18 protein-coding genes, 2 tRNA genes and 1 pseudogene are annotated in these 20619 nt (G+C 72.4%); 13 read left to right on the top strand and 8 right to left on the bottom strand.

Going from position 1 to position 20619, the window contains the following annotated elements; genetic code table 11:
• Positions 1–23 precede the first annotated feature (23 nt).
• From NL142_RS12865 to NL142_RS12855, 3 genes are read right to left on the bottom strand one after another with little or no spacing between them, the layout of a single operon-like run.
• Positions 24–1151, bottom strand: coding sequence for an S-methyl thiohydantoin desulfurase family protein (locus tag NL142_RS12865; RefSeq protein ID WP_043583289.1), 1128 nt, complete (start codon positions 1149–1151; stop codon positions 24–26).
• Positions 1144–2703: a hydantoinase/oxoprolinase N-terminal domain-containing protein gene (locus NL142_RS12860; RefSeq protein ID WP_435080063.1), complete on the bottom strand. Its 1560-nt coding sequence runs from the start codon at positions 2701–2703 to the stop codon at positions 1144–1146. The genes NL142_RS12865 and NL142_RS12860 overlap by 8 nt, the downstream gene beginning before the upstream one ends.
• On the bottom strand, positions 2700–4067 hold the full coding sequence (locus NL142_RS12855) for a purine-cytosine permease family protein (protein ID WP_435080061.1): 1368 nt from the start codon (positions 4065–4067) through the stop codon (positions 2700–2702). The genes NL142_RS12860 and NL142_RS12855 overlap by 4 nt, the downstream gene beginning before the upstream one ends.
• 171 nt (positions 4068–4238) lie before the next feature.
• On the opposite strand from NL142_RS12855, the gene NL142_RS12850 reads away from it, so the two are divergent.
• Positions 4239–4808 carry a hypothetical protein gene (locus tag NL142_RS12850; RefSeq protein WP_435080059.1) on the top strand — a complete coding sequence of 190 codons (570 nt, stop codon included), beginning with the start codon at positions 4239–4241 and terminating at the stop codon, positions 4806–4808.
• 24 nt (positions 4809–4832) lie between these two features.
• On the opposite strand, the gene NL142_RS12845 is transcribed toward NL142_RS12850, so the two are convergent.
• The gene (locus NL142_RS12845) at positions 4833–5990 is read right to left on the bottom strand and encodes an LLM class flavin-dependent oxidoreductase (protein ID WP_435080057.1); all 1158 of its coding nucleotides are present in this window, start codon (positions 5988–5990) and stop codon (positions 4833–4835) included.
• Between the two features lie 283 nt (positions 5991–6273).
• Here NL142_RS12845 and NL142_RS12840 point away from each other — a divergent pair, with 283 nt between their 5' ends.
• Positions 6274–7386 carry a type I restriction endonuclease gene (locus tag NL142_RS12840; protein WP_435080055.1) on the top strand — a complete coding sequence of 371 codons (1113 nt, stop codon included), beginning with the start codon at positions 6274–6276 and terminating at the stop codon, positions 7384–7386.
• 86 nt (positions 7387–7472) lie between these two features.
• A complete protein-coding gene (locus NL142_RS12835; RefSeq protein ID WP_435080053.1) occupies positions 7473–7916 on the top strand; it encodes a hypothetical protein in 444 nt (147 codons plus the stop codon).
• A 53-nt stretch (positions 7917–7969) separates the two neighbouring features.
• Here NL142_RS12835 and NL142_RS12830 read toward each other — a convergent pair.
• A tRNA-Arg gene (locus NL142_RS12830) sits at positions 7970–8041 on the bottom strand.
• A gap of 179 nt (positions 8042–8220) precedes the next feature.
• On the opposite strand from NL142_RS12830, the gene NL142_RS12825 reads away from it, so the two are divergent.
• Together NL142_RS12825 and NL142_RS12820 are read left to right on the top strand one after the other, a co-directional pair.
• A complete protein-coding gene (locus NL142_RS12825) occupies positions 8221–12027 on the top strand; it encodes a DUF4011 domain-containing protein (protein ID WP_435080051.1) in 3807 nt (1268 codons plus the stop codon).
• A 95-nt stretch (positions 12028–12122) separates the two neighbouring features.
• On the top strand, positions 12123–12275 hold the full coding sequence (locus tag NL142_RS12820; RefSeq protein WP_435080049.1) for a hypothetical protein: 153 nt from the start codon (positions 12123–12125) through the stop codon (positions 12273–12275).
• A 40-nt stretch (positions 12276–12315) separates the two neighbouring features.
• On the opposite strand, the gene mscL is transcribed toward NL142_RS12820, so the two are convergent.
• Entirely contained in the window at positions 12316–12798 is a 483-nt protein-coding gene (gene mscL, locus NL142_RS12815; protein WP_194636150.1) for a large conductance mechanosensitive channel protein MscL, read from the bottom strand.
• Between the two features lie 32 nt (positions 12799–12830).
• Here mscL and NL142_RS12810 point away from each other — a divergent pair, with 32 nt between their 5' ends.
• On the top strand, positions 12831–13085 hold the full coding sequence (locus tag NL142_RS12810; protein WP_435081632.1) for a hypothetical protein: 255 nt from the start codon (positions 12831–12833) through the stop codon (positions 13083–13085).
• A gap of 62 nt (positions 13086–13147) precedes the next feature.
• Here NL142_RS12810 and NL142_RS12805 read toward each other — a convergent pair.
• Both NL142_RS12805 and NL142_RS12800 read right to left on the bottom strand, forming a co-directional pair.
• Positions 13148–13240: pseudogene (locus NL142_RS12805) on the bottom strand (FmdB family zinc ribbon protein); the annotation flags it as partial.
• A gap of 6 nt (positions 13241–13246) precedes the next feature.
• Positions 13247–13822, bottom strand: a complete 576-nt coding sequence (locus tag NL142_RS12800) for a 5-formyltetrahydrofolate cyclo-ligase (RefSeq protein WP_043583310.1) — start codon at positions 13820–13822, stop codon at positions 13247–13249.
• A 40-nt stretch (positions 13823–13862) separates the two neighbouring features.
• Here NL142_RS12800 and galU point away from each other — a divergent pair, with 40 nt between their 5' ends.
• From galU to NL142_RS12765, 7 genes are all read left to right on the top strand, one after another.
• Positions 13863–14759: a UTP--glucose-1-phosphate uridylyltransferase GalU gene (gene galU / locus NL142_RS12795; protein ID WP_012039135.1), complete on the top strand. Its 897-nt coding sequence runs from the start codon at positions 13863–13865 to the stop codon at positions 14757–14759.
• Positions 14760–14816: 57 nt separating this feature from the next.
• Positions 14817–15485 carry a GNAT family N-acetyltransferase gene (locus NL142_RS12790; RefSeq protein WP_194684959.1) on the top strand — a complete coding sequence of 223 codons (669 nt, stop codon included), beginning with the start codon at positions 14817–14819 and terminating at the stop codon, positions 15483–15485.
• Between the two features lie 98 nt (positions 15486–15583).
• Positions 15584–16552 (top strand): hypothetical protein, encoded by a 969-nt coding sequence (locus NL142_RS12785; protein WP_435080046.1) that lies wholly within the window; start codon positions 15584–15586, stop codon positions 16550–16552.
• 113 nt (positions 16553–16665) lie between these two features.
• Positions 16666–16738 (top strand) — tRNA-Ala (locus NL142_RS12780).
• A gap of 112 nt (positions 16739–16850) precedes the next feature.
• Positions 16851–18485, top strand: coding sequence for a cellulase family glycosylhydrolase (locus tag NL142_RS12775; protein ID WP_435080044.1), 1635 nt, complete (start codon positions 16851–16853; stop codon positions 18483–18485).
• A gap of 99 nt (positions 18486–18584) precedes the next feature.
• A complete protein-coding gene (locus NL142_RS12770) occupies positions 18585–20210 on the top strand; it encodes a DUF7059 domain-containing protein (protein WP_435080042.1) in 1626 nt (541 codons plus the stop codon).
• Between the two features lie 9 nt (positions 20211–20219).
• Positions 20220–20615, top strand: a complete 396-nt coding sequence (locus NL142_RS12765) for a DUF3054 domain-containing protein (RefSeq protein WP_435080040.1) — start codon at positions 20220–20222, stop codon at positions 20613–20615.
• Positions 20616–20619 lie beyond the last annotated feature (4 nt).

Genomic DNA, 20619 nt, shown 5'->3' with positions numbered 1-20619 from the left:
GGGCGTCACGGTAGCACCCGGCCCTAGGCGCCCGGCGGCACCGAGAAGTCGTCGACCGGGGAGCGGACGGGGTCGATGTCGTAGCCGAAGTACCGGGGCCCGGCGAGCTCGATGCCGCCCGGGCTGTGCCACCGCTCGTCGGCCGGCGCGGAGACCACGCGCACGCGCTGGCCGAAGCGCAGCGTCTCCGTCGTGATCGGCTCGCCCGTCTCGCTGTCGAGCACCATGATGAGATCCGGCGTCGAGGCGACCGGCACCCCGTCGATCGACGCGAGCAGCATCTCGTTCTGGAACCCGAGCACGATCTCGCGGCCCGCGTCGGCGCCCGCGCCCTGGATCCGGGCCTCGCCCCGCGCGAAGCCGGCGACCGTGCGCCGCGCGACGTCCACGACCTTGCCGCCCAGCAGCACCGCGCCGCCGAGCCGCGCGGCGACCGCCTCGACCGGGTCGACGAGCGCCTCGCGCGCCTCCTCCACGAGCGTGCCGAGCTCGTGGCAGAGCGACAGCGTGTGCGGCACGAACGACGCCTTCACCTGCGCGCCCGTCATCGCGTAGTTCGACATGATCATCGAGCTGCCCATCTGCACCGCCACCGGCCGGGTGAGGCGCTCGGCCCACGCGTTGTCGATGGTGTCGACGACGCCCGTGTTGCCCTTCTCGTCGGCGAACGACATGGGGGTGGCGCGGATCCCGTCGATGGTCGGGATCACCATCTGGATCTCCGGGAACGCCCGCCCCATCCCGTCGCCGTCCACGATCGGCAGACCCATGCGCGCGGCCGCGACCATCGGGATGGTGGAGTTCGCGCCGCCGACCTCGATGCACGCGACGTGCGTGGGCGTCACGCCGAGGTAGCGCGCGAGCGCGAGGATCGCCCCCTGCAGCTGCTCCACCGTCGGCAGCTTCTCCACCATCACGGTGGGCGCGCCCATCATCGCCACGGGGATCACCACGGCATCGTCCGGCAGGTCGAACGGGTCGGCGAGCGGGATGGGCCCGAGCTCCTTGATCGCCTCGCCCGCGAGCAGCCGGCCGATGTACGGGTCTCCGCCGCCGCCCGTGCCGAGGATCGCCGCGCCGCGCGCGATGGCGGGCAGGTGCTCCAGCCGGATCTCGGTGAGGCGGGTGCGGGATGCGGTCGTGTCAGACATGCGCGGCCTTCCTGATGTCGAGGTCGCCGACGGCCTTGGCGCGGATGCGGATCGCGTTGCCGGGCAGGTACGGGATGGGGAGCTCGTCGAAGTCGACGATCTCCACGGTCGAGGGGGAGGCGCCCGCGGCGACCGCGCGCTCCACGGCCTCCTGCCTGGCGTCGTCGAGGGCCTGCTGCCGGGACCCCTCGCTCACGCTGTAGACGCGGTCGAGCTCGCCGGAGACCTGCGCGATGGCCGCGCCGACCGCGTTCGCGACGGCGAAGTTCTCGGGGCGATGCACGCGGCCGAGCCCCTCCAGCGCCTCGGGCAGCAGGATCGACCCGCCGCCGACGGCCACGACGGGCAGCGGGGCGGACGACGTGCGCATGCGCTCCACGACGTCGGCGACGCGCATCGCGATGGTGTCGAGCGCGCGGCGGACGAGCTGCGGCGAGAGGTGCGCCACGCACGCCGGGTCGCCCACGTCGACCATGCCGGCCGCGACCGCGATGTCCGTGGTCGTGAGGGTGTCGCCGCCGAACACGAGCGCCCGGCGGCCGAGCTCGTAGCCGACCGACTCGGGGCCGACGAGGTCGCCGTCGCCGCGCACGAGGGATCCGCCGCCGATGCCGATGGAGAGCACGTCCGGCATGCGGAAGTTCGTCCGGACGCCGGCCACGCTGATCTCCGCCGTCGCCTCCCGCGGGAACCCGCCGGCGAGCACGCCCACGTCGCTCGTGGTGCCGCCGATGTCGACGACCGCGCACGTGCCGAGGCCGGAGAGGAGCGCCGCACCGCGCATCGAGTTGGTGGGACCGGACGCGAAGGTCGCCACGGGGTACCGGCGCGCGAAGTCCACGCCCATGAGCGTGCCGTCGTTCTGCGACAGGTAGAGAGGAGCGGTGATCCCGTGGCCGCGCACCGCGCCCTCGAGCCCGCCGACGATCTGGTCGGCCAGCTCCCGCAGCGACGCGTTGATGATGGTCGCGTTCTCCCGCTCGAGCAGGCCGATGCGGCCGATCTCGTGCGAGAGCGAGATCGCGACATCCGGCCCCAGCTCCGCGGCGAGCACCGCGGCCGCCTCCACCTCGAACTCGCTGTTCACGGGCGCGAACACGCTGGAGATCGCGACGGACCGGAGCCCGCGCCGGGCGATGTCGGCCGCGTGCCGCTTCAGCTCGTCGTGGTCGAGCGGGGCGATGACCCGTCCGTCGAACTCGTGGCCGCCGTGCGCGAGGTAGCCCGTGCCGCGCACCGCCGCCACGAGCTCCTCGGGCCAGTCGACGAAGGGCGGCAGCGATGCCGTGGCGGGCAGCGCGAGCCGCACGGCCGCCGTCGGCGCGAGCCGCCTGGCTTCGACGAGCGCGTTGATGAAGTGGGTCGTGCCGATCATGACGCCGTCGATGTCGGCGGGGTCGAAGGGGTGCTGCCGGTCGAGCTCCGCGAGCGCTCCGACGATGCCGCTGGTCACGTCCTCGGTGGTCGAGGACTTGATGCCGACGACCACGCGGTCGCCGTCCATGAGCACGGCGTCCGTGTTGGTGCCGCCGACGTCGATGCCGATCCTCATCGGGTCGCCACCTTCCCGGCCGTGGCCGCGTCCGGCGCGGCGACACCGGTTGCGGGCTGGTCGGCCGTCTCGGTGCGCACCTCGCCGACACCGCGGATCAGCCCGGCCTTGCCGAGCACCGCGTAGAGCACGAACGCCGTGATGACGGCGTTGAGGCTGCCGAGGCCGAAGGTCGCGTAGTAGCCGACGAGCGCCGACACGACCCAGATCGCGAGGCTCACGGGCACCCAGCGCGGGGCGCTCGCCGGCAGCGCGCCGGCCTCGCGCGAGGCGTCGAGCGCCGGTCGCCAGTTCCTCACGACGAAGTACTCGGCGATCATGATCCCCACGATGGGCGGGAAGGCCACGCCCAGCAGGGTGAGGAACGCGGTGAACTGCCCGAGGATCCCGGCGGCCGCGAGCACCGACCCGATCACGCCGACGACCACCGTCACGAGCGCCCGGTTCACCCGCCGTCCGAACACCGTGTCGATGAAGTTCACGACGCCGAGGCCCGACGAGTAGAGGTTCCAGTCGTTGATCTTGATGGTGCCCAGCAGGATCACCAGCACGCCGACCCAGCCGACCGACGACAGGATGATGGCCGACACGTCGGCGGTGCGCACCGCGTGGGCGAGCAGCACGCCCGAGAGGCCCGTCAGGTACTCGCCGACCGTGATGCTCACGACCGTCTGCTTCACGACATCGGCGGCCGACCGGTTGTAGCGCGTCTGGTCGGGCGAGATGAGCGCGCCGACGATGAAGCCGCCCGCCACGATCGAGGCGCCCGCGATGATCGACATCTGCGGGCCCGGCGCCGGCTGCGTCACGAGCTCCGAGATGTCGTGCTTCTGCAGCTCGATCACCACGGCCCAGCCCACCAGCAGCAGGAAGAGGGGGACCGCGACGTTCGCGACCCACTGCATGCCGTGGAAGCCGAGCATCACGACGGCGGTGATGATGAGCCCGAACGCGAGCGACCAGGCCCACACCGGCAGCCACGGCATGATCGAGTTGAGGCCGGATGCGGAGACGCCCGACTGGATCCCGAACCAGCCGATGAGGCTGACGCCGATGGCGAGGCCGATGAGCGCCGAGCCGTTGTGCCCGAAGCCCGTCCAGCGCGACAGGATCGAGGTGTTCAGGCCCTCGCGCTGCCCGATGAGGCCCGTGAAGATACAGACGACCTCGAGGATCACGGCGCCGATGGTGATGGCCCAGAAGGCATCCCAGAAGCTCATGCTGAAGCCGAGCGTGGCGGCGACGACGAACGCGCTCAGCGCGGAGAGCTGGCCGACGCGCTGGGTCGCGATCTGGAACCAGTGGTAGCGCGCCTCCTGCGGGACCCGCGCGAGCGCGTAGTCGTCGGGTGCGGTGGATGCCATGGATGCTCCTCGGGTGTCACGACGGGTTGCCACAGCGTAGGGATCCGCCGCGGGAGGGCGCCATGTGCAGAGTGCCGTGTCGGGGGTGTGAAGTGGGGCGGAGTGCCGGGGGAGAGTCTCGGCGAGGATGGAGGACCTGATGACATCGGATCGACCACGCAACCCCGACACGTGGGAGCCCCCGGCTTCGGCCCGGCGCTCCTCGGGCATCTCGTCCTCGGAGCCGTCAAGGCGCCGGTCGTGCTCGTGCTCCTGTGGCTCGCGACCCTCCTGCCGGGCGTCCCGTCGCGGGGAGCGGGTGACCTCGTGGCGCTCGTCGCCGTGGCCGTCGGTGTCGGCGCGCTGATCGAGGTCCTGGTCGAGGACCCCTTCGCCCGGCGGCGGAAGCTCTCGTCGCCTGGCGGCTGGGACTTCGCGCTCGTGCCCCCACTCGTCGCGCTGATCGCGGTGGTGGCCCTCGCCTGGCTCATGAGCGGCTCGCTCGAGATGGGCACGGCGGTGGGAGCCGCCTGGGGGCTGGCATCCGCGGTCGGGATCGCCATCGGCCGCCCGTGGGAGCCCGGCATGACGCAGGACGAGTTCGACGCGAAGTACGCCGAGCTGAAGGACATGACCCGCGAGACCTTCGCGCCTGACGTGGAGGAGATCCGCCGTCGAGCCGGGGAACGATCCATGCAGAAGTACCGCGACGCCATCGAGCGGAAGCGCCGGGAGGCAGGAGGGGACGGGGACCCGCGCTGATGCGTCGCCTCGGCGCGGGACCGCTCAGAGGCCGCGCGTCCCCCACGCCTCCGCGAGCAGCTCGTAGGAGCGCACCCGCGCCGCGTGGTCGTGCGTCGTCGTCGTGATCAGGAGCTCGTCGGCACCCGTGACGCGGCGGAGGGTCTCGAGCTTCCGCGTGACCGTCGCGGGATCCCCGACGATGCGCGTGTCGAGGCGGTCCTGCACCTGCGCGAGCTCGGTGGCGTCGAGCGGTGCGGCGGCCTCCTCGTCGGGGGCCGGGTAGGGGATCGCGCCGAGACCCGAGCGGATCGAGAGCACCCAGCGCGCGAACCCGGAGGCGAGGCGCCGCGCCTCTGCGTCGGTGTCGGCCACGAGCACGTCGGCCGAGACGATCACGTGCGGGGCCGCGAGCACGCCCGGGACGAAGTGCTCGCGGTACGCCGCGACGGCGTCGAGGACGCCCCACGGGGTCGAGTGGTAGTTGGCGCCGAAGGGGAGGCCGCGGGATCCGGCGACGCGGGCGCTCTCGCCGGCGGACGACCCGTGGATCCACACCTCGACCGCCGACCCGTCCGCCGGGGGAGCCGCGATCGGCCCGATCTCGGGATCCGCGTACGTCCCGTCGAGGAAGGCGAGCAGGCCGTCCACCGTCTCGCCGAAGGGCGCGACCTCGGAGTCGCCGCGACGGAGCAGCCGCGCCTGCAGCTGGGCGCGGGACCGGTCCTTGAACATCACAGCGCGTGCGGGGATGAGGAGGCCGTCGACGACACGGGCCTCTGCGTCAGCAGGCGCGCCGGCGTCGGCTCCCGCACCCGCCGGTCGCTTCGGCGGCATCGGGCTGCGACCGAGCCCGAGGTCGAACCGCGGCCCGTAGAGCCCCGTGACGGTGCCGAACGCCTCGGCGACCTGCAGCGCGCTGTGGTTCCCGATGAGGGTCGCCGCCGAGCCGACCCGGATCGAGCGGGTCGCCGCGGCGACCGCGGCCAGCATCGCGTGCGGGCTGGATCCCGCGAGCCCGGGGTTCATGTGGTGCTCGGCGAGCCAGTACCGCGCGTAGCCGGCCGCCTCCGCGCGCACCGACAGGTCGACGCTGTCGCGGAGCGCCTCGGCGGAGGACGACCCGGCGGAGACGGGGACCAGGTCGAGGACGGAGAGCGGGGCGCGGGTCGCGGGATCCGTCTGGTCGCTGGTCGCGGTCATGTGCGTGCTCCTCAGATCGGACGTGGGCCTTCCCGACGATGCCCGCCGAGCTGATGTCTGCTGCCCGGAGCGGCCGCGGTGCCGGACAGGCTGGAGCGACGAATGCTCGGGGACCGCACCAGTGTGGGCGGACGGTCGCTCCCGCCGATCCTGTTCTCCACCGCCCGGGCCGTCCGTCGGCGCCCGGAGCCGGACGCGGTCGGCCCGAAATGGGGGCACCCTCATCTCCATGTGCACGCATCGACATCCGTATCGTCGGCATCACCGAGACGAGGGAGTCCCCGTGGAATTCGCCGAACGACTGGCCGCCCTGGCCCTGAAGGTGCGCAACCAGCGCGACGCCATCCAGACGGAGGAGGCGACGAAGAACGCGTTCATCATGCCGTTCATCTCCACGATCCTCGGATACGACGTCTTCAATCCGCTCGAGGTGGTCCCCGAGTTCACGGCGGACCTCGGCCTCAAGAAGGGCGAGAAGATCGACTACGCGATCATGCGCGACGGCGAGGTGCAGATCCTCATCGAGTGCAAGAAGTCGACGGAGCCGCTCAAGATCGAGCACGCCTCGCAGCTGTTCCGCTACTTCGCCGTGACGAACGCGCGGATCGCCGTGCTCACGAACGGCGAGACGTACCACTTCTACACGGACCTCGACGCGCCGAACCGCATGGACGAGAAGCCGTTCCTCGTGCTCGACCTCGCCGACATCGACGAGACCCTGCTGCCCGAGCTGATGAAGCTCACGAAGGACGTCTTCGACCTCGATTCCATCATCAGCGCCGCGGGCGAGCTCAAGTACGTCGGTGCTCTGAAGCGGGCGATCGCCGCCGAGTTCCGCGAGCCGACCACGGATTGGGTGAAGCTCCTCACCCGTCGCGTGTACGACGGATCGTTCACGGAGAAGGTGCGGGAGCAGTTCACGACGCTCGTCGGCAAGGCGTCCAAGCAGTACCTGAATGAGCAGGTGAACGACCGGCTGAAGACCGCGCTGGGGGCTCCCGCCTTCCCCTCGGCGCCGGCATCCGCGTCGGCCGACGTGATCACCAGCGAGGAGGTCGTGGAGGCAGACCTCTATCGCGACACCGAGATCGAGACGACGCTCGAGGAACTCGAGGGCTACCAGATCGTCAAGGCCATCGCCTGCAGCGAGGTGAAGCCGCAGCGCGTGGTGCACCGCGACGCGAAGTCGTACCTCGCGATCCTCCTCGACGACAACAACCGCAAGCCCATCGCGCGCCTCCACTTCAACGGCAAGAAGCAGAAGTACCTCGGGCTCTTCGACGCGCACAAGGTCGAGACGCGCCACCCGATCGGCTCGCTCGACGAGATCTACGCGCACGCGGACGCGATCCGGGAGGCGATCCGCGGGCACGCGGGGGAGCCCGTCGGCGCATGACACGACTCGCGGCGGGGAGCTAGGGCATCGAAGGCGCCTGGACGGTCCTCGTCGCCGTCACCGCGGCGGCGGCCTCTCTCGCGACCGTGATCGGCTTCGTGCACACCGTCGCCGAGGCGCGACGGAGTAGGCGAGCCGGGCTCGCCGCGGTGCACGCGGATCTGACGACGGGGGAGGTGGCGGCCGCTCGTGATGCGATGGGCACCTTCCGCTATTCCCAGGACGGTGGCACGTCCCCGGGCCGTGTCCGCGACGCGGACGCGGTGCGTGCCTACTTCGTGATCCTCTGGGCCCTCGAGCGGGCGGACAATACGCTCTCCTACTATTCGCGGTCCCACCAGCGGCGTGCATCCAGCTTCATCGGATGGAACCTCGACGAGCTCACGCGGAACGTGGTCTGGTTCCGAGGAGAGCACGGCCCGCGTCTCGGGCTCCATGATGCGGAGTCGTGGACGCGATTCCGTCACGCGCTCGTGTCGGACACCGTCTCCGCATCGGTGGGCCGGGCGACGAGGCTGACTCGGGGCTAGCCGCGCCACGTGCGTCGCGGATCCGGGTCGTCGTGATCACGCGATCATGAGGGTGCCCCTGGAGGGACTCGAACCCCCAACCCTTTCCTTAGGACGGAACTGCTCTTCCATTGAGCTACAGAGGCTGACCGGCCCATGGTAGCGGAGGGGAGGCGTCCGGCCGAGGTCCGCGGGGGCGGGCGGGCGGGCGGCCGGGCGACGGGCCGGGCGGCGCCGGGGAACCAGTAGCCGACATGGCTCCCGGATCGTCCCCGCCCGGCTCCGCCTGCCGGTTTCCCCACCCGACGCGTCGTACTGTTGCCGGGTGTGGCGTGCCAATGAACGATCCGACGACGACGACGACCTGCTCTCCGGGTTCGCCGCCGAGCCTCTTGAGGACCCCCACGTGAATGCTTCCCACAACAGCACCAGCCCCCACGACCTCCGGGTCGGCGACGTGCAGCTCGGGAGCGGCAACGTGGCCGAGCCCCGCTGGCGCGAGTGGCGCGAGCAGCTCGCCGGCATCGGCGGGCCCTCTCCTCTCCTCCACTTCGTGGACGCGCCCGGCTCGCGCATCGAGCTGAGCACCACGCACCCGGGTGGCCTCGCGCAGTTCATCACGGGCAAGACGACGCTTCTGTCCTCTCTCATCCGCGACGACCTCGCTCTCCGCAGCGCCCGCAAGGCCGCGAACCGCATCACCCAGAAGGGCATCGAGCTGGTCTCGGCCCGGGGCATCGAGTCGATCCACCTGGCCATCGGCCTCGCCGAGTGGCGCTTCGCCGACGAGCAGTTCCGCGCGCCCGTGCTCCTGCGCCCGCTCGCGATCCGCCGCCACGGCAGCGACTACGAGGTGCGCCTCAAGGGCCAGCCGTTCCTCAACCCGGCGCTCGCGCGGGCGCTCGAGGAGCAGTTCCAGATCACGCTCGACGCCGACTCGTTCGTCGCGCTCGCCGTGCAGAACGGCGCGTTCAAGCCGCAGCCCGTCATCGACCGCCTGCGTGGCCTCACCTCGCACCTGCCCGCGTTCGCGGTGCAGCCGCGCCTCGTCGTCTCCTCGTTCGCGGAGGTGGGCCGGGCGCTCGCCGAGGACGCCGAGCACCTCGACCACCTCGTCATCGACGCCATCGCCGGCAACCCCACCGCCAAGTGGGGCGTGGGCGAGGCGTACGCGCCCGTGGATCCGATCCCGCAGGACCAGCGCCCGCCCGTCACCGACACCCTGCTGCTCGACGCCGATCCCGAGCAGGAGTACGTCATCGCGCAGATCAACGCGGGCAACTCGCTCGTGGTGACCACGCTCCCCGGCACCGGCGGTACGCAGACCATCGTCAACTCGATCGGCTGCCTCGTCGCGCAGAACAAGCGCGTGCTCGTCGTCAGCCCGCGTGCCTCCTCCCTCAAGGGCATCGGCCAGCGCCTCGCCGACGTGGGCCTGCCCGGCCTCGCGGTCGCGCCGAAGTCGCTCAAGCGCGACGTGGTCCAGTCCATCGTCCGCAACGAGAAGGCCGTGCCGGCCCAGACCGCCGAGGTCGACGACGCGCTCGTGCGCCTCCGCCACGTGCTGCTCGACTACCGCTTCGCGCTCGGCCGCCCCGACAGGGACCTCGGCGTCTCCGTGCTCGACGCGCTCGGCGAGCTGTCGCGCCTGGCCCTGCTGCCCGATCCGCCGGCCACCACCGCGCGCCTCACCCGCGACGCGGTCGTCGCCATCGCGCACGACCGCGCGAGCGCCGCAGCCTCCCTCGTCAAGGCCGCGAGCCTCGGCGAGTTCCGCTACGGCCCGGGCGACTCGCCCTGGTACGGCGCCACCTTCTCCACGAGCGCCGCCGCGACCCACGCGCATGACCTCGCGAAGTCGCTCTCCGCCGACGGCCTGCCGCGGCTGCTCGAGCGCGCGGACGAGCTCATCGGCCAGACGCGCATGCGCGCCTACACGTCCATCGACGAGCTCGGCGTGTACCTGCGCCTCCTCCTCGACGTGCGCGAGACGCTCGACAAGTTCCAGCCCGTCGTGTTCGACCGGTCGCTCAGCGAGATCATCGCGGCCACCGGATCCCGCCGCGATGCTCCCGAGATGACGAGCATCACGCGCCGGCGCCTCCGCAAGCTCGCGCGCGAGTACGTGCGCCCCGGCGTGCACATCTCGGACATGCACGAGAGCCTCAAGGCCATCCAGAAGCAGCGGATCCTGTGGCAGCGCTACGTCGCGGTCGGCTCCACCCCCGAGGTCCCGCGCGGGATCTCCGACGTCCACGTGCGCTACCAGGAGGTCGCCGCCGACCTCAAGGTGCTCGACGAGCCGCTGAGCATGCTCACCCGTCCCACCCCGCTCGGCAAGCTGCCCGTCGACGAGCTGCGCGTGAAGGTCGCCCAGCTCGCCGAGGACAGCGAGGTGCTCCAGAACCTGCAGGAGCGCACCTCCCTGCTGGCCGAGCTCCGCCGTCTCGACCTGGATCCGCTGCTCCGCGGCCTCTCCGACCGGCACGTGCCGCAGGAGGCCGTCGCCGCCGAGCTCGAGCTCGCCTGGTGGCAGTCCGTGCTGGAGCAGATGCTCGCGGGCGACAAGGCGCTCCTCAACGCGAACACGAGCGTGCTCGACCGGCTCGAGTCCGACTTCCGTCTCGTCGACGAGGCGCACGCCACCGCCAGCGCGGGCCTGCTCGCGTGGCAGCTCGCGGAGACGTGGAAGATCGGCGTGGTCGACTGGCCCGAGGAGGCGCACCACCTGCGCCAGCTGCTCGGCGGATCCGCCCCCGTCGACGCCGCGGCCCTCCACCACTCCGCGCCCCACCTCTCGCGCACCATCGCGCCGGTCTGGCTCGCGTCGCCGTACGAGGTGCCGACGATCACCGACGAGATGCCGTTCGATGCCGTCTTCCTCGTGGACGCCGGCGCCATGACGCTCGCGGAGGCCCTCGGCGGCATTCGGCGCGGCAAGCAGACCGTCGTGTTCGGGGATCCCGTCACGCAGACGCCGTCGCCGTTCACCATCGCTGTCGTCCCGCAGCCGGAGCGCTCCACGCCGCAGCTCGCGGACGACGACTCCACGCTCGAGGAGCGCCACGCCGACTCCGCGCTCGCGCGCCTCGGCGAGCTGCTGCCCACCCTCTCCCTCACGCGCAGCTACCGCGCGGGCGGCGAGGACCTGGCCGAGCTCGTCAACCGCCGCTTCTACGGCGGCCGGATCCAGTCCCTCCCGTGGGCGGGCACGTTCCTCGGCCACGGCAGCCTGTCGCTCGACTTCGTCGCCGACGGCCACGGCATGCCCGACGAGGACACCGGCGCCGTCGAGAGCGTCGACGCCGAGGTGATCCGCGTGGTGGAGCTCGTGCTCGACCACGCGAGCCACCGCCCGCGCGAGTCCCTCATGGTCATCACCGCGAGCGCCCGTCACGCCGTGCGCGTGCAGCAGGCCGTGCTCCACGCGGCCGCGAAGCGGAGCGACGTCACCGAGTTCTTCATCGGCGACCGCGCCGAGCCGTTCATGGTCGCGACCCTCGAGCAGTGCGTCGCGCAGAGCCGCGACCGCGTGATCTTCTCGGTCGGCTACGGACGCACCCCGCACGGCCGCGTGCTGTCGAACTTCGGCGCCCTCGCGGCGCCCGGCGGGGAGCGCCTGCTCGCCGTCGCCATGACGCGCGCGCGCCGCTCGATGGTGGTCGTCTCCTGCTTCCAGCCCTCGGACATCGACCAGGACCGGATGAAGCACGGCATCGTCGCGCTCGCCCAGATCCTCTCCGAGGCGGAGGCCCGCTTCAAGGAGGACCCGATCCCGGACGACGGCGATGCCATGCTCGTCGACCTCGCCCGCCGCCTCGAGGGCCTCGGCCTCGCGCCCGCCCTCGGGCACCGCGACAAGCTCGGGCTCGTCGCGTCGTACGGCGGCCGGGCCATCGCGATCGAGACGGATCCGGTCGTCAACCAGACGAGCCTCCGCGAGTCGCTGCGCCTCCGGCCCGAGATGCTCAAGCGCCTCGGCTGGCACTACCTGCGCGTGCACTCCTTCGAGCTGTTCGCGGATCCGGACGCCGTCGCCCGCCGCATCGCCACCGCCCTCGGCGCGATCTCGGACGCGCACCCCGTGACCGCGCCCGTGCAGGTCCAGGCCGGCGCGCACCGGGCGGACTGATGCGGGAGCGTGACGCGTCGGACGCCGAACCTGCGGCCGACGCCGCGGGGGAGCGCCGCCCCGTCCGCCGCTCGCGTCGCGCGTCGACGCCGCCGGTGCCCGGATCCGACCCCACGCCGCAGGCCGCCCCGCGCGTTCCCGCGGTGCCCGCCGCCGAGGACGCCCCGCAGGGCTGGGGCGACGCGCCCACCGCCTCCGACGCGAACGACGACCGCCTCCGGCTCGACCGCCCGCCCCACTGGGGCTGACTGGTCGACGCCGGAGGCGGTCGGGTCGCGCGGATTCGCGCTAGGCCGGCTTGCCGGGCTCGGCCACGTGCTGGCCGGTGGACGACGGGATCGTGTGCGCGCCCTCGGGCGACGGCCGCCCGGCGAGCAGGTCGCGGATCTCGATGAGCAGCTCGGTCTCGGTCGGCGGCACGTCCTTCGGCGTCGCCTCCTCCTCGGCCTTCTGCTTCGCGAACGCGACCTTCTTGAGGTGGTTCACCGGCAGCACGAGCGCGAAGTAGACGACCGCGGCGACGATCAGGAAGTTGATCAGCGCCGCAAGCACCGCGCCGAACAGCAGCGTCGCGGGCTTGCCGGTCGCGGTGGGGATGTCGACCTTGAACGCCTCGCTCAGCGTCGAGGCGTTGAACAGCGCGCCGACCAGCGGGTTGAAGACGGATGTGACGATGGCCGTCACGATCGCGGTGAACGCGGCGCCGATGACGACCGCGACCGCGAGGTCGATGACGTTGCCGCGGAGGATGAACTCCTTGAAGCCCTTCACGGGTGCTCCTGTCTGGCGGGCCGCCCGATCAGGTGGACGGCGAGGACGAGCCGGAGCCCGAGGATGCGGGACCGGAGGGGGTGCTGGGGGTCACGGTACCGGAGCCCTGGCCCACGGTGCCGGAGCCGGAGGATCCCGACGAGTCCGAGGATCCGGAAGACGAAGACGAAGACGACGAGGAATCGGAGGACGAGGACGACGAGTCGCCCGACTTCGCCGACGAGGACCCCGACGACGACGACCGCGACCGCTTCGCCGCGTCCTCGGTGCGCGAGTCGTTGCGGTAGAAGCCGCTGCCGGTGAAGCTCACGCCGACGGCGGCGAACAGCTTGCGGAGCTTGCCGCCGCACACGGGGCACTCGGTGAGGGAGTCGTCGGTGAACGCCTGGACGATGTCGAAGGCGTTGCCGCACACCGTGCAGCGGTAGGAGTACGTGGGCATGGGTCCCTAGAAGGAGTGGATGAGGGTCGGGGTCACGATGCCGTCGACCGGCATGTCGTGCTTCTCCCGCGGGAGCTCGTCGACGAACTCGGCGTCGAACACCACAGCGTAGACCGGGGGGCAGGCCTCCATGGATCCGAGGGTCTTGTCGAAGTAGCCGCGGCCCCAGCCCATGCGCATACCGCCCTGGTCGACCGCGGCGGCGGGCACCACGATGAGGTCGACGTCGTTGATGGCGATGGGCCCGAGCAGCTCGCCCACCGGCTCCGGCAGGCCGAACAGGCCCTCGGTCTCGGTGCCGTCGCTCACGACCCAGTCGAGCAGGCCGTCGTTGCGCGACACCGGCAGGAGCACCTGCCGGTCGTTCGCGTGCAACCACTGGAGGAAGGGCCGCGTGGTCGGCTCGTCGACGGTGGAGAGGTAGCAGGCCACCCGGCTCGCGTCGTGGTTCGCCACGAGCTCCGTCAGGCGGCTGGTCAGCCCGTGCGCCGCCTCGTCGCGCTCCGTCGAGGTCATCTGGCGACGACGCTCCCGCAGCTGGGCGCGCAGGGCCCTCTTCTCGTTCCCGACTTCGCTCGGCATGGGTCGAGTCTAGGGAGATCCGCCCGGTACGCTCGATCGCATGGTCACCCACATCACGAAGGCTGTCATCCCCGCCGCGGGACTCGGAACGCGATTCCTCCCCGCGACGAAGGCGATGCCGAAGGAGATGCTGCCGGTCGTCGACCGCCCGGCCATCCAGTACGTGGTGGAGGAGGCCGTGGGCGCGGGACTGCACGACGTCCTCATGATTACGGGCCGCAACAAGACCGCCCTCGAGAACCACTTCGACCGCAACGCCGAGCTCGAGGCCACCCTCCAGCTCAAGGGCGACGACGCGAAGCTCCGCAAGGTCAACGAGTCCACCGACCTCGCCGACATGCACTACGTCCGCCAGGGCGACCCCAAGGGCCTCGGCCACGCGGTGCTCCGCGCCGAGATGCACGTGGGCCGCGAGCCGTTCGCCGTGCTGCTCGGCGACGACATCATCGACAAGCGCGACGTGCTCCTCTCCCGCATGATCGAGGTCCAGCTCCAGCGCGGCTGCTCCGTCGTCGCTTTGCTCGAGGTGGATCCCTCGCAGACGCACCTCTACGGCGTCGCCACGGTCGAGGAGACCGACGACGACGACGTCGTGCGCATCACCGGCATGGTCGAGAAGCCCGCCGCCGGCACCGCGCCCTCCAACCTCGCCATCATCGGCCGCTACGTGCTGCGCCCCGAGGTCTTCGACGTGCTCCACAAGACGGAGCCCGGCAAGGGCGGCGAGATCCAGCTCACCGACGCGCTCGAGAAGATGGCCGCCGCGCCCGAGTGGACCGGCGGCGTCTACGGCGTCGTCTTCCGCGGCCGCCGCTATGACACCGGCGACCGGCTCGACTACCTGAAGGCCATCGTCCAGCTCGGCGTCGACCACGAGGACCTCGGCGAGGGACTGCGCGAGTGGCTGCCCGAGTTCGTCAAGACGCTCGAGCGCTGATCGAGGACGGCGCCGCGCGGTCCGGTCGCACCGGCGCTCCCGCTGAGGCCTAGGCTCATGGACGTGCCGCAGACCGTACCCACCATGCGGGACGGGCGCATCTCCGTCCGGCCCATCCGGCTCCGCGACTCGCGGGCCCTCGAGCGCTCGCTCCTCGACAACCGCTCCTGGCTCCGCAAGTGGGAGGCCACGAGTCCGTACGCGCCGATGGCGTTCGACACGCGCGCGAGCATCCGGTCGCTGCAGGCCAACGCGCGCGCCGGCCTCGGGGTGCCGCTCGTCATCGACTACGACGACGAGTTCGCCGGGCAGCTCAACGTGTCGTCCATCGCGTACGGCTCGCTCTCGAGCGCGACCATCGGCTACTGGGTCGGCCAGGAGTTCGCGGGACGCAACGTCACGCCCACGGCCGTGGCGCTCGCGACCGACTACTGCTTCACCGCGCTCGGGCTGCACCGGATGGAGATCTGCATCCGCCCGGAGAACGCGCCCAGCCTCCGCGTCGTGCAGAAGCTCGGCTTCCGGTACGAGGGGCTCCGCCGCCGCTACATCCACATCAACGGCGACTGGCGCGACCACTTCTGCTTCGGCCTCGTCGTCGAGGAGCTGTCGACCAGCGTGCTCGCGCGCTGGAAGGAGGGCGGCGTGGATCCCGAATGGTCACGCATCCCCGACGCGGACGTCCAGGCGGCCGCCGTTCCGCTGGCCGTGCAGCGCCGGATCTGACCTCGCCCCGTCCGCGGACCTGCGGATGCGCCGGTCCGGCAGTGGACACGCGGCGCGCTTCCCGCGTCGTGCCCGCCGGACCTCCTAGCCTCGGGATCATGCAATCCGGCGGCATCATCATCGCGCTCTCCGCGGTGCTCTGGCTCGCCTACCTCCTGCCCACGTGGCTGCACCGGCGCCAGTACATGGCGACCGAGCGCAACGCGGTGCGCCTCCAGCAGACCCTGCGGATCCTGGCCGAGACGGCCGAGGTCCCCGACGCGGTGCGCGCCGAGACAAACGCCCGCAGCGTCGTCGAGCAGCAGCGCGCCCTCCGCCGGGCCGCAGAAGAAGCCGAAGCCGCCGCGCGTGCGCGAGACGCCGCCGCCCAGCGCGCCCTACCGAAAGTGGCCCCCGTGTCCGCAACGTCGCCCTCCGCCGCCACGCGCCTCCGTCGCAGCCGCCTCGCCGCCACCGCGATCCTCGCCCTCGCCCTCGTCGGCGTCATCGCCGGGATCGCCCAGGTCGCCGGGGCCGGCGCGTGGACGCTCCTCGTGATCTCCTCGCTCGCCACGTTCGCGTCGCTCGCCTTCCTGCAGCGCATGTCGCAGGTCGCCGCCGCCCGCCGCCTGCAGGCGCCGGAGGCCCGCCCGAAGCCGCGCACCGGCTTCACCGACTTCCTCGAGCGGGCAGCGCAGCCCGCCGAGCCCGTCGCGGAGCGCGAGGAGGGCGAGTCCTGGACCCCCGTTCCCGTGCCCAAGCCGCTCTACCTCTCCCGCTCGCAGGCACCCGGGCCGCGTCCCGGCGCCGGGAGCGCGCCCCGCACGCCGCTCTCGCCCGTCGAGGAGATGCGCCGCGCCGCCGCGGAGTCCGAGGCGACGTTGCGCCGCGCGCACCTCGAGCCCGAGGTCGCGCGCCTGTCCGCCGAGGAGGAGGCGGCGGCGCCCGCCGCATCCGCCGCTCCTGCCGCCCCCGCCGCGCGCACGGCTCCCGTCAGCCGCTTCTCGCGCATGGGCATCGTCGACGACGCGGAGCCCGGCATGGGCGACCTCGACGAGGTGCTGCGCCGCCGCAGGGCGGTCGGCTAGCGCGCCGGTCCGTCCGTCGGAGGGCCCGCGCCGGGCGACCGGCCTGCTGGGTCCGCGGTCGCCTCGGCGGTTCGAAGGGCTCCGCGTGACGTGGTAGTCTCGTGGAGTTGTCAGGGCCTATGGCGCAGTTGGTAGCGCGCCTCGTTCGCATCGAGGAGGTCAGGAGTTCGAATCTCCTTAGGTCCACAAGAACCCCGCTCCGGCGGGGTTTTTGCTTTCCCGGCGGCGCACGCCAGCTCACCCTCACGGGGTGTGAGGGATGCGCGCGCGGCGGGCGCGGCGGTCCTAGCCTTCCCGCATGAAGACACGAAGAGGCATCACCACAGCCCTGCTCGGATTGCTCCTCCCGGTCGCGCTCGCGGCTGCGGGAGCGTCGACCGCCTCCGCAGCCGATGCGGGCTCCACCTCGGCGCGGACCGCCGCGGCGTCGACCACCGCGACCGCATCCGGATGGCTCCACACGGACGGCGGGAAGATCGTCGACTCGTCCGGTTCCACGTACACCGTGCGCGGAGCCGCCTGGTTCGGGCTCGAGTCGTCGGGCTGCGTGCTCCACGGGCTCGACAAGATCACCCTCGACAGCGGCATGAAGCACCTCCACGACATGGGCTTCACGACGGTGCGCATGCCGTTCGCGAACAGCTGCCTCCGGGCGTCGAGCGTGGCCGACTGGGGCGCCACCGCCAATCCGGATCTGAAGGGCATCACCCCGCTGCAGCTCATGGACCGCGCCATCGCCTCCGCGAAGGCCAACGGCCTGAACGTGTTCCTCGACCAGCACCGCCCGACGACCGACGGGCAGTCCGAGCTGTGGTATTCGAACGACCTCTCCGAGGCGCAGTGGATCGCTGACTGGAAGATGCTCGCGGACCGCTACAAGGACGACCCCACGGTCATCGGCGTCGACCTGCACAACGAGCCGCATGGCCAGGCCACGTGGGGCACCGGGGTCATCGGCACCGACTGGCGGCTGGCCGCCGAGCGCGGTGGTGACGCGGTGCTGTCGGTCAACCCGAAGCTGCTCGTCATCGTCGAGGGCACCGACACGGAGCCCGGCGGGTCCGGCACGTGGTGGGGCGGGGCGCTGGGCGCCGCCGGCGACAAGCCGGTCGAGCTGAGCGTGCCGAACCGCGTCGTGTACTCGCCGCACGACTACCCCGCGAGCATCTACGCACAGTCGTGGTTCAGCGCGTCGGACTACCCCGACAACCTCCCGGGCGTGTGGGACGTCGCCTGGGGGTACCTCGCGAAGAAGAGCATCGCCCCGGTGCTGCTCGGTGAGTTCGGCACCAAGCTCGAGACCACCAGCGACAAGCAGTGGCTCTCGACCCTCGTGTCGTACCTCCAGACCACCGGCATCAGCTCGTCGTTCTGGTCGTTCAACCCCGACAGCGGTGACACGGGCGGGCTCGTGAAGTCCGACTGGGTCACCCCCGAGCAGGCGAAGCTCGACGCGATGGCGCCGATCCTGCACCCGGCGTCCTCGTCGGGATCCGGCTCGGGGTCGGGGTCGGGGTCGGGTTCCGGCTCGGGAAGCGGTTCCGGCTCGGGATCCGGCACGCAGCCCGCGCCGCAGCCGCAGCCGCAGCCGCAGCCCCAGCCCCAGCCGCAGCCCCAGCCGCAGCCCGCTCCGTCGGGCGGGGCGTCCGCCACGTACAAGCTGAACGGGTCGTGGGGCACGGGATACTCGTCCGAGCTCTCCGTCACCGCCAGCTCAGCGGTGTCCGGCTGGACGGTCTCCTGGGACAGCCCCGGCGTCACGGCCGTCCCGAACAGCTGGGGGATGACCTGCACCGTGGCGTCCAGCCGCATCACGTGCACCGGCGCTGACTGGGCGGGGAAGATCCCCGCGGGCCAGACCGTGCACGTCGGCCTGAACGTCCAGGGGACGCAGGCTCCGAGCGCGCCCGCGCTCACCGTCTCGAGCCGCTGACCCCGGCTCCTTCTCATCACCTGCGGCGCCGGTCGCCGAGCGAACCCCGCTCGGCGGCCGGCGCCGCTTCCTCGTGCCGGGCCCGGTTAAGATCGGTCGGTGCCCCGCCCCGCGATCCCGCCCGTGACCATCGCGACCCCTGAGGTGCGGGCGCTGCGCGCCGACCTCGAGGCGGCGCCCTTCACCCTGGCGTCGGCGCTCGACGTGTGGGGTGACGCGGCCGGGCAGGCGCTGCACCGCGGGAACCGGATCCCGGCCCGTCGCGCCGTCGAGGCCGCCCGCACCGCCGACGGCCTGCCCGCGGCCGCCGTCCTCGCGGCCCTCTTCGTGCTCGGTGACCCGGTCGACGCGGCCGACCTCCGCGACGCCCTGCCGATGCTGGGCCTCGACGGTGCCGCACGCCTCGGCCTCGTCGAGGTCGACGGCGAGCGGGTGCGCCCGGCCGTCGATCTCCGCCCCTACGGCTTCATCGACGCGCACGGCGTCGGCGAGTGGTGGATCGCGTCCGACCTCGGCGAGCTGGCCACCGGCGGCGCGCTCGACGAGGACCACGTGCTCGGCGTCGGCGGCGCGTCCGCCACCCTCAGCGGCCTCATGATCTCCGCGCCCGTCGCCAGCGCCCTCGACCTCGGCACCGGCTGCGGGATCCAGGCGCTGCACGCCTCCCGCCACGCCGACCGGGTCGTGGCGACCGACATCTCCGCGCGCGCCCTCGCGTTCGCGGCGCTCAACGCGGCCCTCAACGGGATCACGACCATCGAGCTCCGGCTCGGCAGCCTGTTCGAGCCGGTCGCGGGGGAGCGGTTCGACCACATCGTCTCGAACCCGCCGTTCGTGATCACCCCGCGCGCGGAGGGCGTGCCGGCCTACGAGTACCGCGACGCCGGGCTCGTCGGCGACGCGCTCGTGGAGGGCGTCGTCGCCGACCTCGCCGACCACCTCACGCCCGGCGGCGTCGCGCAGCTCCTCGGCAACTGGGAGCACCGCACCGGGGAGCCCGGCCTCGAGCGCGTCGCGGGCTGGCTGGACCGGGCGGCGGCGCGCACCGGATCCGGCCTCGACGCGTGGATCGTCGAGCGCGAGGTGCAGGACGCCGCGCTCTATGCCGAGACGTGGATCCGCGACGGCGGCACACGTGCCGGCACCCCGGAGTCGGAGGCCCTCATGGGCGCCTGGCTCGACGACTTCACCGCGCGTGGCGTGGACGCGGTCGGCTTCGGCTACCTCACCCTCCGCCGGCCGACCTCGGGGACGCCGACGCTCCGCCGGATCGAGCGGCTGCACGGCGGCCTCGGCCACAACCCCACCGGCCTCGGTGACCACCTCCAGGCATCCCTGGCTGCGCACGACGCACTCGCCGACGTCGACGACCACGCGCTCGCCGGGCTCGCGCTCGTGGTGGCCGGCGACGTCACGGAGGAGCGGCACTACTGGCCGGGCGCCGAGGATCCCACGGTCATGACGCTCCGCCAGGGCGCCGGCTTCGGCCGCGAGGTGCCGCTCGACACCGGGCTCGCGGCGCTCGTCGGCGCGTGCGACGGGGAGCTCGCGGTGGGCGCCATCGTCGACGCCGTCGCGCAGCTCACCGCGGTGGACGCCGACGCCCTGCGCGCCGAGCTGCTCCCGCGGATCCGCGCGCTCGTCGCCGACGGGTTCCTCACGCTGCCGGGCACGACGGTGTCCGACGACGACGGGCTCGCCGACCGCCCAGCGCGCGACGCCTAGGATCGCGGGGTGACTCCCCGAACCGCCCGCCGCGCAGCCCGTCCCGAGATCGTCCGCGCCGTCGTCCTCGACGCCGCGCTCATCGTCGTCTTCGTCCTCATCGGGCGGGCGAGCCACGGCGAGGACCTCGTGCCGTCGGGCGTCCTCGGCACCGCGTGGCCGTTCCTCGCGGGCGGGCTCGTCGGCTGGATCGTGGCTCGGGCCTGGCGCAGCCCGTCGCGCGTCGTGCCCACCGGCCTCCTGGTGTGGGGCGTGACGCTCGTGGTCGGCATGGTGCTCCGCGCGCTCAGCGGCGAGGGCGTCGTGATCCCGTTCGTCATCACGACCGCGATCATCCTGGGGCTCCTGATGCTCGGCTGGCGCGCGATCTCGGCCCTCGTCGTACGTCGTCGCGCGCGGGCCTGAGCCC

The sequence above is a fragment of the Clavibacter quasicaliforniensis genome, assembly GCF_051201715.1.
Taxonomy (GTDB): Bacteria; Actinomycetota; Actinomycetes; order Actinomycetales; family Microbacteriaceae; genus Clavibacter; species Clavibacter seminis.
This window is presented reverse-complemented; position numbering and strand designations above follow the sequence as displayed.

What these genes read in the sequence shown, in the direction of transcription:
- NL142_RS12800 (WP_043583310.1), bottom strand. Translation starts at nt 13,822, where the DNA reads ATGCCGAGCGAAGTCGGGAACGAGAAGAGGGCCCTGCGCGCCCAGCTG.
- NL142_RS12860 (WP_435080063.1), bottom strand. Translation starts at nt 2,703, where the DNA reads ATGAGGATCGGCATCGACGTCGGCGGCACCAACACGGACGCCGTGCTC.
- NL142_RS12855 (WP_435080061.1), bottom strand. Translation starts at nt 4,067, where the DNA reads ATGGCATCCACCGCACCCGACGACTACGCGCTCGCGCGGGTCCCGCAG.
- NL142_RS12790 (WP_194684959.1), top strand. Translation starts at nt 14,817, where the DNA reads ATGGACGTGCCGCAGACCGTACCCACCATGCGGGACGGGCGCATCTCC.
- NL142_RS12775 (WP_435080044.1), top strand. Translation starts at nt 16,851, where the DNA reads ATGAAGACACGAAGAGGCATCACCACAGCCCTGCTCGGATTGCTCCTC.
- NL142_RS12845 (WP_435080057.1), bottom strand. Translation starts at nt 5,990, where the DNA reads ATGACCGCGACCAGCGACCAGACGGATCCCGCGACCCGCGCCCCGCTC.
- NL142_RS12865 (WP_043583289.1), bottom strand. Translation starts at nt 1,151, where the DNA reads ATGTCTGACACGACCGCATCCCGCACCCGCCTCACCGAGATCCGGCTG.
- NL142_RS12785 (WP_435080046.1), top strand. Translation starts at nt 15,584, where the DNA reads ATGCAATCCGGCGGCATCATCATCGCGCTCTCCGCGGTGCTCTGGCTC.
- galU (WP_012039135.1), top strand. Translation starts at nt 13,863, where the DNA reads ATGGTCACCCACATCACGAAGGCTGTCATCCCCGCCGCGGGACTCGGA.